Annotated in this window: 12 protein-coding genes; 2 read left to right on the top strand and 10 right to left on the bottom strand. The window is 47.1% G+C overall.

The window, feature by feature from the left end:
• Positions 1-91: 91 nt before the first annotated feature.
• The gene (locus MY523_RS00645) at positions 92-1,579 is read right to left on the bottom strand and encodes a glutamate-cysteine ligase family protein (protein WP_250656883.1); all 1,488 of its coding nucleotides are present in this window, start codon (positions 1,577-1,579) and stop codon (positions 92-94) included.
• Positions 1,580-1,723: 144 nt separating this feature from the next.
• Between MY523_RS00645 and MY523_RS00640 the strand changes: the two genes are divergently transcribed.
• The gene (locus tag MY523_RS00640) at positions 1,724-2,770 is read left to right on the top strand and encodes an AraC family transcriptional regulator (RefSeq protein WP_250656882.1); all 1,047 of its coding nucleotides are present in this window, start codon (positions 1,724-1,726) and stop codon (positions 2,768-2,770) included.
• Positions 2,771-2,893: 123 nt separating this feature from the next.
• The gene (gene lpxC, locus MY523_RS00635) at positions 2,894-3,889 is read left to right on the top strand and encodes a UDP-3-O-acyl-N-acetylglucosamine deacetylase (RefSeq protein WP_250656881.1); all 996 of its coding nucleotides are present in this window, start codon (positions 2,894-2,896) and stop codon (positions 3,887-3,889) included.
• Between the two features lie 59 nt (positions 3,890-3,948).
• Here lpxC and MY523_RS00630 read toward each other — a convergent pair whose 3' ends face one another.
• From MY523_RS00630 to mltB, 9 genes are all read right to left on the bottom strand, one after another.
• Positions 3,949-4,917, bottom strand: coding sequence for an NAD-dependent epimerase/dehydratase family protein (locus tag MY523_RS00630; protein ID WP_250656880.1), 969 nt, complete (start codon positions 4,915-4,917; stop codon positions 3,949-3,951).
• Positions 4,918-5,031: 114 nt separating this feature from the next.
• Positions 5,032-6,432, bottom strand: coding sequence for an ABC1 kinase family protein (locus tag MY523_RS00625; protein WP_250656879.1), 1,401 nt, complete (start codon positions 6,430-6,432; stop codon positions 5,032-5,034).
• Positions 6,433-6,479: 47 nt separating this feature from the next.
• Entirely contained in the window at positions 6,480-7,400 is a 921-nt protein-coding gene (gene lipA / locus MY523_RS00620; protein ID WP_250658750.1) for a lipoyl synthase, read from the bottom strand.
• Positions 7,401-7,473: 73 nt separating this feature from the next.
• Entirely contained in the window at positions 7,474-8,268 is a 795-nt protein-coding gene (lipB, locus tag MY523_RS00615) for a lipoyl(octanoyl) transferase LipB (RefSeq protein ID WP_370301273.1), read from the bottom strand.
• 10 nt (positions 8,269-8,278) lie between these two features.
• Positions 8,279-8,548, bottom strand: coding sequence for an HP0495 family protein (locus MY523_RS00610; RefSeq protein WP_250656878.1), 270 nt, complete (start codon positions 8,546-8,548; stop codon positions 8,279-8,281).
• 141 nt (positions 8,549-8,689) lie between these two features.
• Positions 8,690-9,547 carry a D-amino acid aminotransferase gene (locus tag MY523_RS00605; protein ID WP_250656877.1) on the bottom strand — a complete coding sequence of 286 codons (858 nt, stop codon included), beginning with the start codon at positions 9,545-9,547 and terminating at the stop codon, positions 8,690-8,692.
• Between the two features lie 77 nt (positions 9,548-9,624).
• Positions 9,625-10,800 (bottom strand): D-alanyl-D-alanine carboxypeptidase family protein, encoded by a 1,176-nt coding sequence (locus MY523_RS00600; RefSeq protein ID WP_250656876.1) that lies wholly within the window; start codon positions 10,798-10,800, stop codon positions 9,625-9,627.
• 209 nt (positions 10,801-11,009) lie between these two features.
• The gene (locus MY523_RS00595; RefSeq protein ID WP_250656875.1) at positions 11,010-11,966 is read right to left on the bottom strand and encodes a septal ring lytic transglycosylase RlpA family protein; all 957 of its coding nucleotides are present in this window, start codon (positions 11,964-11,966) and stop codon (positions 11,010-11,012) included.
• Positions 11,967-11,980: 14 nt separating this feature from the next.
• Positions 11,981-12,979 (bottom strand): lytic murein transglycosylase B, encoded by a 999-nt coding sequence (gene mltB / locus MY523_RS00590; RefSeq protein WP_250656874.1) that lies wholly within the window; start codon positions 12,977-12,979, stop codon positions 11,981-11,983.
• Positions 12,980-13,039 lie beyond the last annotated feature (60 nt).

Below are 13,039 nucleotides of genomic sequence, written 5' to 3'. Positions count from 1 at the left end.
CCAAGGTCTTTGTAAGAGGGCGCCCTGCGCCCGATTCTATGTTCAGCAGAAAACTAGAAGATAACAGCAAGGCAGCCATTCGCCTATGATCCTATATAGTCTCACTCCATTCATGAACAGGCTGGTTGTTTCGGCTGTTATGGTAGTAGCGGTCTACCAACTCAATCAACGCTTGTTTTTTATCACACTGTTGTGACAGTTTTTCAAACATGTTGAGTTGCCATTTGGCCCCATTCACTCTTGCCTCCAGGCCATCTCTGATAACCCCGAGGTAATGATTTATATCGCTCTCTGCTACGCTAATACTGTGCAAGCCTTCTTCCGCCAGCACCAACATTGACTGGAGAATATCAACAACCGGCAGTTCTTTGAGGGTTCCCTCTGATGGTTCTGGCCAAAATAGCCTGGCCTCCAGCCCGTGCTTTGCCGCACGATAAAAATTATGTTCTGCGTAGCGAAACGGAAGGCCCGGCAGGATTTTATCTATATGGGGTTTGAGGCCTTCGATTAACCCGGTCATTAATGCGGCATTGGCAATCATATTCTCTACACTTGGCCCAGCGGGGAGCGATCTCATTTCAATTCTTAAATGACCGTCACCCGCAGGGTCATAGATCGGCCTGTTCCAACTCCAGACACTCCCCTGATGGAGCCTCAGTTCATCCAACGTTGGTGTTCCGCCTTGCAACACCTGTTGATGATTGTTTTCTGAACTGCAAATAGGCATCAATGGCTCAAACAAGTAAACATTTTCTGCAAACAGTTCGTAAATGTCTTTTCGTATCCAGCCATGCCCAAAAAACACTCTCGAGGGCAAACGCTGTGACAGCGGGTCGTCCATACGACAGTCAACCGATTGCTTGAACAGGGCAATTCGGGTCTCATGCCACAACCGTTGACCAAAAAAAATCGGGGAGTTGGCACCCAGCGCCAAGGCCAGAGGCGTGACTAACTGCGCAACATTGAATGCCGAGGCAAATTCATCGGGGTTAACACGGTAATGATATTGAAATGACGTATTTGCCCCCTCTAGCGTAACATCCTCCCAACTCAATTCGAGCGCGTCCTGCCCTGATATATTGATATGGAAGTCACTGCCACGCCTGTCTCTTAACGCATTTGCCAAAACATGATAACGGGGAATATCGGTGATCGCATCCATGCCAACATGCCGCTTTTCAAGTGTCGGCAGAATGCCAATAGGCAAGATACGCGCTTCATAAGGCTCTGCTGCCGCTGAGACCTTTTCGATAGCCGCGCTCATTGCCCGGCTGAGGTGCGAAAAAGGTTTGTCGCTACTTAAGACAGGAGGCAAATTATATTCAAGATTGAAACGATTCAACTCTAGCGTCAGATGAGGGTCTTGCAGTTCGTCTTGAAGTATCCTGTTGAGCGGCAGAGGCTGGCCTGACTGATCAATAATATACAGTTCAAGCTCTGCGCCATAAGAGCGGACACCCAGGCCAAAGCCCTGCTGATCCAATAGCGTTCTGAAGGCTGAAAGATTGTCAGCCAGGCGTTCATTAAACCGGGCATATTCTTTAGGGCTAAACTCACTTTTATCAATCCACTGTCCCATCTGCGAGATTCCTCAATAGCCTGCTTATAATGCTCCCTGCATTTAGTGTAGGCACTAATCTATGGCTGCTACTAGGTATTGCGTCAATTTTTCCTATAATTTTATAACCACCCCTTAACGTAACTCACAAAACACTGACGAAGCATGAATAACGCACAGGATAACTACACCACGCTGGCGACCTCCGTTGCGGTGTTAAAACAGGCCGTGCAGAGCTACGGCTTGGACTTTGATGCTATCTCGCTAAAAGCCGATATTCCCCCTTCTACCGTTTATGAACCGGGTAGCCGACTTCCAGTCAATAAGGTTCAGAAGATCTGGAAAGAAGCCTACAGGCAAACGAAAGATGATGCTTTTGGACTGACCTACGCGTCCTATTTTCAGCCCGCAGTACTGCATGGTTTAGGGCTCGCCTGGTTAGCAAGCTCTACACTGAAAGATAGCCTTAATCGCCTGGTTCGCTACCAGCGGGTCATATCAACACTCTGTCATTTCTCTATGAATGAGAATAAGGATAGTTACTGTATTGTCTTTGATCACCAGCCTCTCAATACTGAGCTGGAGTATATTTCAACGGATGCAGCTATCTGTAGCTTCTTTAAAATGTGCAGAATCAGTATGGGGCCTCAGGTTGCTCCCGCCTCCGTCACCATGAAACGCCCAAAGCCCTCGTGCCGGGATCGTTTTGACACTTTTTTTGGCATCAAGGTAGCGTTTGACTCACAGTGCAACAGTATCGTACTGGATAAAAAATACATGGAAACAGTACAACCTGCAGCAAATGCAGAGCTGGCAAGGATGAACGACCAAGTCGTCATTGATTACCTTAGAAAACTTAACAGCGACGATATTGAAGTTCAGGTTCAGTCAACACTTATAGAGCAGCTACCCAGCGGTGTTCCCAACCAGAAAGATACCGCATCAGCACTGAATATGAGCATCAGGAACCTGCAAAGACGACTTCATGAGCGCGGATCAAGCTTCAAACAGTTGTTGAACAAAACACGTGAAGAGCTGGCAGTTTACTATCTCAAAGGGTCAGAGAAGCCCATTATTGAGATTGGGTTTCTGCTTGGTTACGTCGATGCGTCCAATTTTGCCAGAGCATTCCGACGCTGGCAGGGCGTTTCACCACAGCAGTACCGCAAGGATCAGTATCAGAAAGACCACTCGGTGGCTCACCATGCTTAATAAAACAAAATAACCTATTGATAGTATGACGGTTGTCGTCAACTGACTGGCGATTGGCGCCTGGAGACCCGCACTCTTCTAACCCTCTTTATATGATATTCAAAGATCAAAAAGAGGAGATATATGATGAGTTCATTAAAATCCCGTTATCAAACCACGATAGACCGAGCCATTAGTTTTGTCGGCATAGGCCTCCACTCTGGCGAAGTCGTGATTCTAAAACTCAAGCCAACAACAGAGACTCGGGGCATTGTATTCAGGCGAATGGATCTGCCACGCCCCAAAAGAGAGATTCTTGCTCGTCAATACAATGTAAGCAATACCACTCTCTCTACAACGCTCTGCAACGACTTTGGCGCATCAATATCTACAGTAGAGCACCTTATGGCGGCACTGTATGGGTGCGGCATTGACAACATTATTGTTGAGGTTGACGGCCCTGAAATACCCATCCTTGATGGCAGTGCAAAAGATTTCGTTGTTAATATTGAACAAGCAGGAATAAGATTCCTTAAGAAAGAACGCTCGATATTATGGGTGCAACGCACCGTTGAGGTTCACGATGGGGATAAATCAGCGACGTTTGTGCCTAGCTTTACCCCCTCTTTTTCGGTCAGCCTGGACTTCCCTGATACCGCAATAGGTCAACAATCATACAGTTGTGATATGGGGTTCTCAGAGTTTAAACACCAGGTTGCCAATGCTAGAACCTTTGGTTTTGCAGAGCAGATAGACGCATTAAAAGCCGCGGGGTATGCCAAGGGTGGGCTACTGAGCAATGCCATACTGGTTGATAAACATAACATTATCAATAAGGAACCATTGCGATATAAAAATGAATTTGCCCGTCATAAAGTATTGGATGCGATGGGAGACCTGGCACTATCAGGCTACCCTATTATCGCCCGTTATCAATCACATAAAGGGGGTCATGACTTAAATCACAAATTAGTGTCAGCGTTGATGGAAGACCCAAGAAATTGGCGTCTCATGACCTATACCGAGTATACAGACCTTGTTGGACCAAGGCTCGTTGCGGAACGTAACTGGCAAGATTCCAGCACTCAGGTTGCTAGCAAAATGACAGGGAGAAGTAAGGTTTTACAGCATAAAATTTAAACACCAGAGAGTAAGAGGGAGTGCACGGGTTATGCAAGCGCTAAAGCAACTTGCATAACCTAGCTATCAGGATCATTTAACAGCACTTTCAGCTTTTCAATCCCGTCCAACCGGGTCACATCATCTCCCAATAGTTGCTCTAGTGCACTCACATCACAGCAGTGATTAAAGCCAACTGACTGTAGCTGAGTCGCAACTGATTCGGCCAGCGCATGAGGAATCCACTTTATCAGGCCTGGCAACCACACTGGAATCGGTAACGACTTGACCCGGTTTGTAATATTCTTTTCAGACCTGATCGCTGAAAACATTTGATTAAACGAAACAGGCTGTCGATAGGCTATATTGAGCGCACACCTGACCGGCTGCTCAGTCGCGTCATGTGAATTAACTTTTAAGCTAAGTGCCACCACGATTCGAGCATAATCTTCAACCGTAATCACCGAGTACTGCTGCTCTCCCCCGCCGACTCTAACCCCAAAACGGGATAACCACAGCAACCCCTGCATTAACAACGAATCAGCAGGCCCCAATATAAATCGGGGCCTTAAGCAAAATGCCCATTTGTTATCTCTCGACATCGCTTCTGTGATTAACTGCTCAGCTTGAGCCCTGGAGCGCTCTAGCGCTGTTTCAGGCTGAACAAGTTCCGATTCCAAGACCCGCTTGTTTGAACTGTTGCCCTGAATCGACAGCGTGCTTCCGTAAATCACCCCCAAAGTATTGGCATTACACTTTGATAATAAGTTATGGGTTCCAAGCACGTTCGTTTCATAAAAACCGGTTTTTAGGAAATCAACCTGCTTGATACCAAAATGAATAAGCAGATGAGGTTCTTCAAAAAACAAATTATCAGGAATATCTGGTAGATTACCCTCGACTACTTCAACAAAGTCTCGGGCGGAAAACGCCTTATCTTTTTTAACCAATGCACGAACAGCGACCGTTCCCGCTGGCAGCATAGCCAGCTGATCGAGAATAGCTTGACCGACATACCCCGTCGCACCAGTTAATACAACTCTTAGCATCTTAGAATTTCACTTTTTGTATTTATTTTTAGGGCTGTTTTAATAACGGATATACAAGTAGGCTGAAGCCTATTTGCACGATCAGCCTAGCTGACTATCGGCCTACCTGTACTATTATAGCCCTTTAAACCGGGTCAAATAAGGTTGCAGAATATTCCGTCCATTAAATTCAGCGCTTAAAACAGATATAAAGGTATAAACACCGACGAGCTTTCGGTTGAGAAAAACAAACTCTTTTGGCGGGATCTTAAAATATCGGTTAATCGCCGACATCGCTGCCCGCTTGGCAATCCGCGTCGGTAGATCACTTTGCTTCCATCGATACTCGCCCTGATCGTTCAGAGCATAGTCGGGGACTTCAACATCACCATCAGCCAAGGGTTCCAAAACAGCCATACAAACGCCGCCAAACTCTTTCAGCACTTTTTCCGGCCAATCATCGTGCATAAAATGTAGTTTAACACCACCAGAGACCACCCTGTCGAGATCCCGAATATACGACGCATAAATCATGTCACATACAGGGTCAATAAATGAGTCAGGGTATTTTTGCACGGCACCAAAATCGAGAAGAACGATTCTGTCATTGGCATGCTCTTCGTCTGCCAGGCGAATACGGTAGTTACCAAAGTTCGGGTCAGTTTGAATCTCTTTCCAGATAAACAGCTCTTTCAGAAACAACTCTAACGCGCCTTGTGCCAGCTTGTTCCGCCTATCTTGAGATAGCGACAAGACTTCATCACTTGATACCGACAGCCCAGGTTCATAAGATGTTGCCATTACATGAGGCGTTGAGTATTCGAGTAATATTTCTGGAACGATAAAGCGGTCGTCATCTTGCAGCATCTTACCGAATCGACGGGTGGTCTCTGCTTCGAGCGTATAGTCCACCTCGCGGTGCATCATCACTCTCACTTCTTCCAGCCATTCATCAAAATCCTGGCTGAACGACACCAGTTTTGCCAGCTTTAATAACTGCGCAACTGCATCCAAGTCTGAGTCAACCGCATCGGCAACGCCCGGATACTGTATTTTCAAACAGATTTGTTTTCCATCAGCCTTTCGTGTGGCCCGATGAACCTGCCCTAATGAGGCAGCCCCTATGGGCTCTCTGTCGATCTCCAGCTCAGTCAGGGTCTCTTCGCCTAGCTCAAAACGAAGCACCTTTTCGATCGCAGACCACTCCAGGGCAGTGGTCTGGTCTTCCAGTGTGTGCAGCGCTTCCGTCACTTCTACTGGCAAAAAGTGCTCACCATACAGCGCCATTACCTGGCCAATTTTGACCACGCTGCCTTTCAGCTTGCCAAGCTCCTTTACCAAAAAGTCAGCCTGCCGGGAGAGCATCTTTTTCCGGCGTTCCATCCGTTTGTCTTTACCCGTGAAAACATTCGCGGCAACATGTCCAGCCATTCTGGTGCTGGCAAAAAGACCTGCTTTGGTAAGGCTGAGCCGTCGTTCGAAACTCCCCGTTTTTATACGGGATACAGTGCTATTGGTTTTATCGTCTACCATCATTAACTAACTTCAATTATGTCCATCTATTAAGTAAGCGAAGGTCTCTATTAACTTACTTTCTCTCCATGAGCCTGTTTATCAGCATGGTAGGATGAGCGAACCATGGGCCCACTTGCAACATGCTTAAACCCCATCGCACGGCCTTTTTCAGCCAATAAGTCAAACTCGGCAGGCGTGACAAACCGTTCCAACTTGAGGTGATCTTTACTTGGCTGCAAGTATTGCCCCAGCGTCAGCATATCAACATCATGACGTCTCAGGTCTTCCATAACCTGTTCAACTTCAGCGATTTCTTCTCCGATACCCAACATTAATCCTGACTTTGTCAGTACCTGTGGCGCGCGCGCTTTATACTCTTTAAGTAGCTTGAGCGACCACTCATAGTCTGACCCGGGGCGCACTTTGCGATAAAGGCTAGGAACCGTTTCAAGGTTATGGTTAAACACATCAGGAGGGGTCTCTTGCATAATATCCAGCGCGATATCCATGCGCCCTCTAAAGTCAGGCACTAAAACCTCTATCTCAATGTTCGGACTCGATGCGCGGGTTTCTCTAATGCAATTTGCAAAGTGCCCTGCACCCCCGTCTCTAAGATCATCCCGATCAACAGAGGTGATTACCACATACCTCAGCCCCATATCCGCAATAGCTGTTGCCAGCTGAGTCGGCTCACTCTGATCTAATGGTTTTGGGCGACCATGGGCGACATCACAGAAAGGGCAGCGACGAGTGCAGATATCCCCCATAATCATGAACGTGGCAGTGCCACCACCAAAGCATTCCCCAAGATTGGGGCACGATGCTTCTTCACACACGGTGTGTAACTTATGCTTTCGGAGTTTTTTCTTTATATCATCAATTTTTGGCGTAGCCGGAACACGCACTCGTATCCAGTCAGGTTTACGTGGCATTTTGTCTGTCGCGATAACTTTAACAGGTATGCGAGCGACCTTTTCTGCGCCTCGCATTTTGACCCCCGTCTCGACCCGCCGTTTGTTGACTGCTTCGGCTTTCTCAGACGAAGTGGTTCCCGCGCCAGTACTATTTTCCGACTCTTTCATTGTTCAACTCGTTTGTTTGTTCTTGAGATTTAGACTGATCTTGAAACTCTGGTAACGTTTGGGCATGGCTCACTGACTCATAACCAAAGGCCGAAGCAAGCTTCAGTTGCAACACCTCTGCTACGGAGTCGACAAATTCTGAGCCTCTTTCGGAGCGTGAAGCCGTTGACTCAACTCTCTCCGCAACGCCATCCAGCTTACTAAGTTGCACCACCTCCATGCCTTTGTAGCCGCATGGGTTGATGCGTGAAAAGGGCTCCATATCCATATCAATATTTAGACTCAATCCATGAAAAGAGCGGCCTTTTCTTATTCTTAAACCCAATGACGCAATCTTCGCCCCTTCCACATACACGCCGGGTGCATCCTTACGCGCAGCAGCATTCACTCCATAAGCAGAAAGGGTGTCAATAATTGCATCTTCAATCAATGAGACCAAAGCACGAGCCCCCATATTCCGTCGTTTAATATCGACCATGATGTAGGCAACTAATTGTCCGGGGCCGTGATAAGTGACTTGCCCGCCTCTATCAACCTGCACGACAGGAATATCACCGGGCACCAAAATATGTTCAGCTTTTCCTGCTTGACCCTGAGTAAATACAGGAGGATGTTGTAACAGCCAGATTTCATCAACTGTGTGATCATTCCGGCTATCTGTAAACGACTTCATTGCATCCCATGCCGGTGTATAGTCGACAAGGCCCAAGCTGCGTACAAGAAGCTGTTTATTTAGCGAGACCAGGCTATTTTTATCAGACGCGTCAGAACTCATTCATTCACACCTAAATAACCATCGTCACTCGGCCGCTGGCTTTCAAATCCTTAAACAGGTTATCAAGCTGTTCTTTGCCCGTTGCGATGATCGATAATCTGACGGAGACAAAATTTCCATTGCGACTGGCGTTAATGTCTACTTGTTCAATATCCAGGTCAGGCGCGTGAACCGAGACCGTTTCAATCACAAACTCTTTGAAGTCAGGTGCAGCTTTGCCGATCACTTTTATTGGATAATCACAGGGGAATTCTATTTTAGGAGGTTCAGGCTGACTCATATCACTACACCTATATCTAATCAATCATGCTAACTTAATGGGCATTGTTACTGCCAATAACAAGTACGGTCTATAACAAGTACCGCTCTAACACACCGTGCGCTCAACATGTACTACAGTTAAGTATGGCTCGCTTTTGGCCTAACCAAATATCCGTTTTTTGTTGTCTTGGTAGCACTCGGCCATCTGTTGCCACAGTTTGCCGGGGCTCCCATTACCAATCACTTTGCCATTCAGCTCAATAACCGGCACCACTTCACGGGTGGAGCTGCTTATCCAGATTTCATCGGCATCTTCCAGAAATGCGGGCTCCATTACCATCTCTTTTAACGGCATACCGTGCTCCAATGCAAGTCGGATAATAATATCCCGGGTTATGCCCCCCAAAATATGCTGATCTTTTTCTGGCGTGTAGATTGTACCATTTTTAACAACAAAGACATTCGCCGCAGCACACTCAGTAACACGATTTTCCCGAATGAGTATGGCCTCTTGAGCCCCGGCATCACTTGCTTGCTGTTTTAAAAGGATATTTGGGAGCAATGAAATAGATTTTATATCACACCTATCCCATCGCGTATCCAGCACTGTAATCGCTTTGATACCCTTCGCCTTCGTGGCATCCGCTGCGAGCGGCGAATCAATTGGGCTTACCATGGCAAAAATAGTCGGTTTAACCTCTGAGGGGAACCCGTGATCCCTTTTCGAGTAAGCGCCCCGCGTGACCTGAAGATAAACAGAGACATCTCCCCCCCCATTGTTCTCAACGAGCATAGTTACCAAACTCTGCCACGCTGCTAAAGACATATCTACCGTCAGCCGAATCGCGTCAAGGCTTCTCTGTAAGCGTGCCAAATGACCATCTAGCCCAAATGATCTACCGCTGTAAAACGGTATGACTTCATAGACTCCGTCTGCAAACAGAAATCCTCGGTCAAGCGGAGATATTCGAGCCTCTTCCAATGGTAAAAACTCACCATTCAAAAATGCAACACTCATTATTTAACTCCTGGAAAACAAAAAGAGAGACCCTAGGGTCTCTCTGATACTCGCTACACGGGATACTACCAAAGTGACTAAGAGAAAAGCCCGATAAAGAATAGTTTTATCATATCCCATATCCGCTTGAAAAAGCCGCCTTCTTCAACAGGCTCTAGTGCAATCAGTGGCTCATCAACTACGAGTTCGCCATTAAGCATGACCTTAACTCGCCCAAATTCTTGGCCGGTACTCACAGGCGCCTTGATAACGCTATCTACATCAAGTACCGCTTCAAGGTTACCTTTCTGCCCACGAGGGATTGTAACAACAACATCTTTCGCTACACCAAGGTTAAGCACGTCAGTTTGGCCGGCCCAAACCTTGCTGTCGAGAAGCACTTGCCCAGTTTGGTATAGCTCATGAGTTTCATAGTAGCGGAAACCATAATTCAGTAGTTTTTGCGTCTCTCTTGCTCGCGCTTCTTCACTGGTAGTCCCCATTACGACGCTGATGAGCCGCATATCATCTCGTTTTGCCGAGGCAACAAGGCAGTATCCCGCTGCATCAGTATGGCCTGTTTTCAGCCCATCAACCGACTTATCTCTCCATAGCAAACGGTTGCGGTTCGGCTGACGAATATTATTGTAGGTAAAGTACTTTTCGGAGTAGAGCCCATATTGTTCTGGAAAATCCTGAATAATCGCTCGGGCCAAGCGAGCAAGGTCAAATGCAGACGAGTAGTGATCTTCAGATGGCAAGCCAGTGGCGTTTACAAAATGGCTGCCGCTCATACCCAGAATCTGGGCATGCTGGTTCATAATGTCCGCAAAAGCCCCTTCACTCCCTGCAATGTGTTCCGCAACAGCAACACTGGCATCATTTCCTGACTGAATAATAATACCTTTCAAAATGTCTTGCAGAGGCACTCGAGTCCCTTCTTTGATGAACATTTTTGAGCCACCCGTGCGCCACGCCTCTACACTAACGAGGACGTCATCGCTGGGTGAGATATTGCCTTGCGCCATCTCATATTCAACGATATAAGCAGTCATCATTTTTGTCAGGCTGGCAGGAGGCAGCTGCTCTTGGGAGTTCTCTTCAACAATGATCTCTCCGCTATTGGCATCCATCAGAATATAGGACTTAGCGGCAATTTGAGGCGGAGCAGGAATTAGCGCAGGCTGTGCTGTAGAATATCCGCTGACGGAGAGTAAAGCGGAGAACACAAAAATTAGAGGCCAGAGCAAGTTTGAAGTTTTCCGGGATAACATAGAACAGACTCAATTAGTTTAGTTTGACGTGAAGGTTTGCACCTCAACCCTGAAGTGCATGAACAACTGGAATGAAATACTACCCTATCCACGTATAGGATTCACCCCGTTCGCGTGATTACTCTTTTCTTACTAACGTATCACCCTTACCAACGAACGCACTAGCCTTACCAGCACGTTGATTGCTGAAACACTCGCTTATTTAGACATTATGACGAGGTAGGGCGTGTAATAATCATCGGAGAGCCCAGGTTGGACATGTTAAGCTGCTTTAACAGTTGCTCTGCTTGTTCCAGTTCGTAAAAAGGCCCCAAGCGCACGCGATGAAAAACCTTTGTTTCATCCGACGACGTTCTGACACCCGAGGAACTTACACTCGACGTACTGGCAAAGACGCCGCCTTTGGTCTCGGCATCAACACGTTGCTTAAGCCTGTGAGCGGCGGACGCAGTGGAAAACGCACCTACCTGAACGAAATAACCATAACCATCTGCCAACTCACTCTGGCGAACTACTTCACTGCCTGATGAGTTCGGGTCAGTCGGTGAGCTAACAGCCACCGGGGTGGAAGAAACGGGCGTAGTTTTGGCAGGGTACTTTGCAACAGATATCGCCTCGACCTCTACATTTGCGACGCCTTTATCGTAATAACCCAGCTTTTTTGCCGCCGCATAAGAGAGGTCAATAATTCGGCCTTCGTGAAACGGCCCGCGGTCATTAATTCTAACAATAACACTTCGCCCGTTATCAAGGTTTGTCACCTTGGCATAAGTCGGTAGCGGTAGTGACTTATGAGCCGCAGACATTTCGTACATATTGTACGTTTCACCGTTAGAGGTTTTGTGTCCGTGAAACTTGGCGCCGTACCAGGATGCCCCACCTCGCTCCCGGTATCCTTCCGCAGTAGGCAGTACATAATAGGTTTTACCCCAGACTTTATAAGGCGACTTGTTTCCGCCTCGGCTTTTGGGTTCATAAACCGGAATCGGGTCTGGGAGATCACTGACATCAAGCTCCACATCGGGAGCTGCATCACGATCCATACTGTATCGAGAAGGTGTAGAACACCCGACAACAAACAGTGCAACTAACAATACACTCAGCGCTTTAACGCTTACCCCGGCTATTCGCCCCTTTACAAGCACATCCATTAACAAAGTCTTCATCGCTATCAATTCAATTACTTCAACGCTTCTGACAACTGGTATACCGCCATTGCGTAAAGGTGACTATGGTTATACCGGGTGATCACATAGAAGTTATGCAGGCCGAGCCAGTACTCGGTACCATGTTTGCCTTCCAGTTTGAGTAACTTTCCTTTGGCAGCAGGATCAAAGTTATCCACTGGAGTAACACCCCACTTGGCCATCTCTTCAAGGGTATACTTTGGTTTTAGTCCTTTATAAAGCGCTTTTTCATAATCGGCACCGCTCACTTTCGCCAGCCCTGTAACCGGCTCTCCTTCAACCCATTTATGCTGTTTAAAATAGTTCGCAACACTACCGATTGCGTCAACAGGGTTATTCAGGATATCTGCCACGCCATCACCATCAAAATCCACAGCATAATGACGGTAGCTGCTCGGAATAAACTGGCCATACCCCATCGCTCCGGCATAGGAACCTTTGAGTTCTATAGGGTTAAACTTCTGTTCACGCGACAACAGCAATACATGCTCAAGCTCGCCTCTGAAAAATTTACTTCTTGGGGGGTAATCAAACGCCAACGTCGATAGCGCATCGATGACTCGATATCCACCACGGTTTTTACCGTAACGGGTCTCAACCCCAATAATGGCTGTAATGATGTTTTTCGGTACGCCAAACTCTTTTTCAGCCCGCTCCAGCGTCTCTTTGTGCTCAGCCATAAAGGCCTTACCCCGAGTAATTCTATCTTCAGTCAGGAAGATCTTGCGATACCCCTTCCATTCAAGACGCTTTTCTGCAGGTCTTGCGATTGCGTCCAGAATACTCTGTTTTTTCTCTGCCTGGGCAAACAGTGCTTCGATTTCGCGTTTGTCGAAGTTGTGCTTTTCAACCATTTCAAGCACAAAGGGTTTCACTGCCTCATGCTCCAGATAGTTGGCATTTGCCATGCCGGTCATTGCTACTGATGCCAGCAGCCCCAACACCGAGGGCTTCCAGGTTACCTGGAAAAGGTGAGTTAAATATTTATTCAACGTATCAATTCCTTTTTGTTGTTTTATCAATTAATTCAGGCGGCCAATCCATCAAAGTGG

Source organism: Alkalimarinus coralli, from assembly GCF_023650515.1.
GTDB classification, from domain to species: Bacteria; Pseudomonadota; Gammaproteobacteria; order Pseudomonadales; family Oleiphilaceae; genus Alkalimarinus; species Alkalimarinus coralli.
Note: the sequence above shows the minus strand (reverse complement) of the source record. Positions and strands in the feature narration are given on the sequence as shown.

Coding starts and splice junctions, on each gene's coding strand:
- MY523_RS00645 (WP_250656883.1), bottom strand. CDS start 1,579: ATGGGACAGTGGATTGATAAAAGTGAGTTTAGCCCTAAAGAATATGCC.
- MY523_RS00640 (WP_250656882.1), top strand. CDS start 1,724: ATGAATAACGCACAGGATAACTACACCACGCTGGCGACCTCCGTTGCG.
- lpxC (WP_250656881.1), top strand. CDS start 2,894: ATGATGAGTTCATTAAAATCCCGTTATCAAACCACGATAGACCGAGCC.
- MY523_RS00630 (WP_250656880.1), bottom strand. CDS start 4,917: ATGCTAAGAGTTGTATTAACTGGTGCGACGGGGTATGTCGGTCAAGCT.
- MY523_RS00625 (WP_250656879.1), bottom strand. CDS start 6,432: ATGATGGTAGACGATAAAACCAATAGCACTGTATCCCGTATAAAAACG.
- lipA (WP_250658750.1), bottom strand. CDS start 7,400: ATGCGAGGCGCAGAAAAGGTCGCTCGCATACCTGTTAAAGTTATCGCG.
- lipB (WP_370301273.1), bottom strand. CDS start 8,268: ATGAGTTCTGACGCGTCTGATAAAAATAGCCTGGTCTCGCTAAATAAA.
- MY523_RS00610 (WP_250656878.1), bottom strand. CDS start 8,548: ATGAGTCAGCCTGAACCTCCTAAAATAGAATTCCCCTGTGATTATCCA.
- MY523_RS00605 (WP_250656877.1), bottom strand. CDS start 9,547: ATGAGTGTTGCATTTTTGAATGGTGAGTTTTTACCATTGGAAGAGGCT.
- MY523_RS00600 (WP_250656876.1), bottom strand. CDS start 10,800: ATGTTATCCCGGAAAACTTCAAACTTGCTCTGGCCTCTAATTTTTGTG.
- MY523_RS00595 (WP_250656875.1), bottom strand. CDS start 11,966: ATGAAGACTTTGTTAATGGATGTGCTTGTAAAGGGGCGAATAGCCGGG.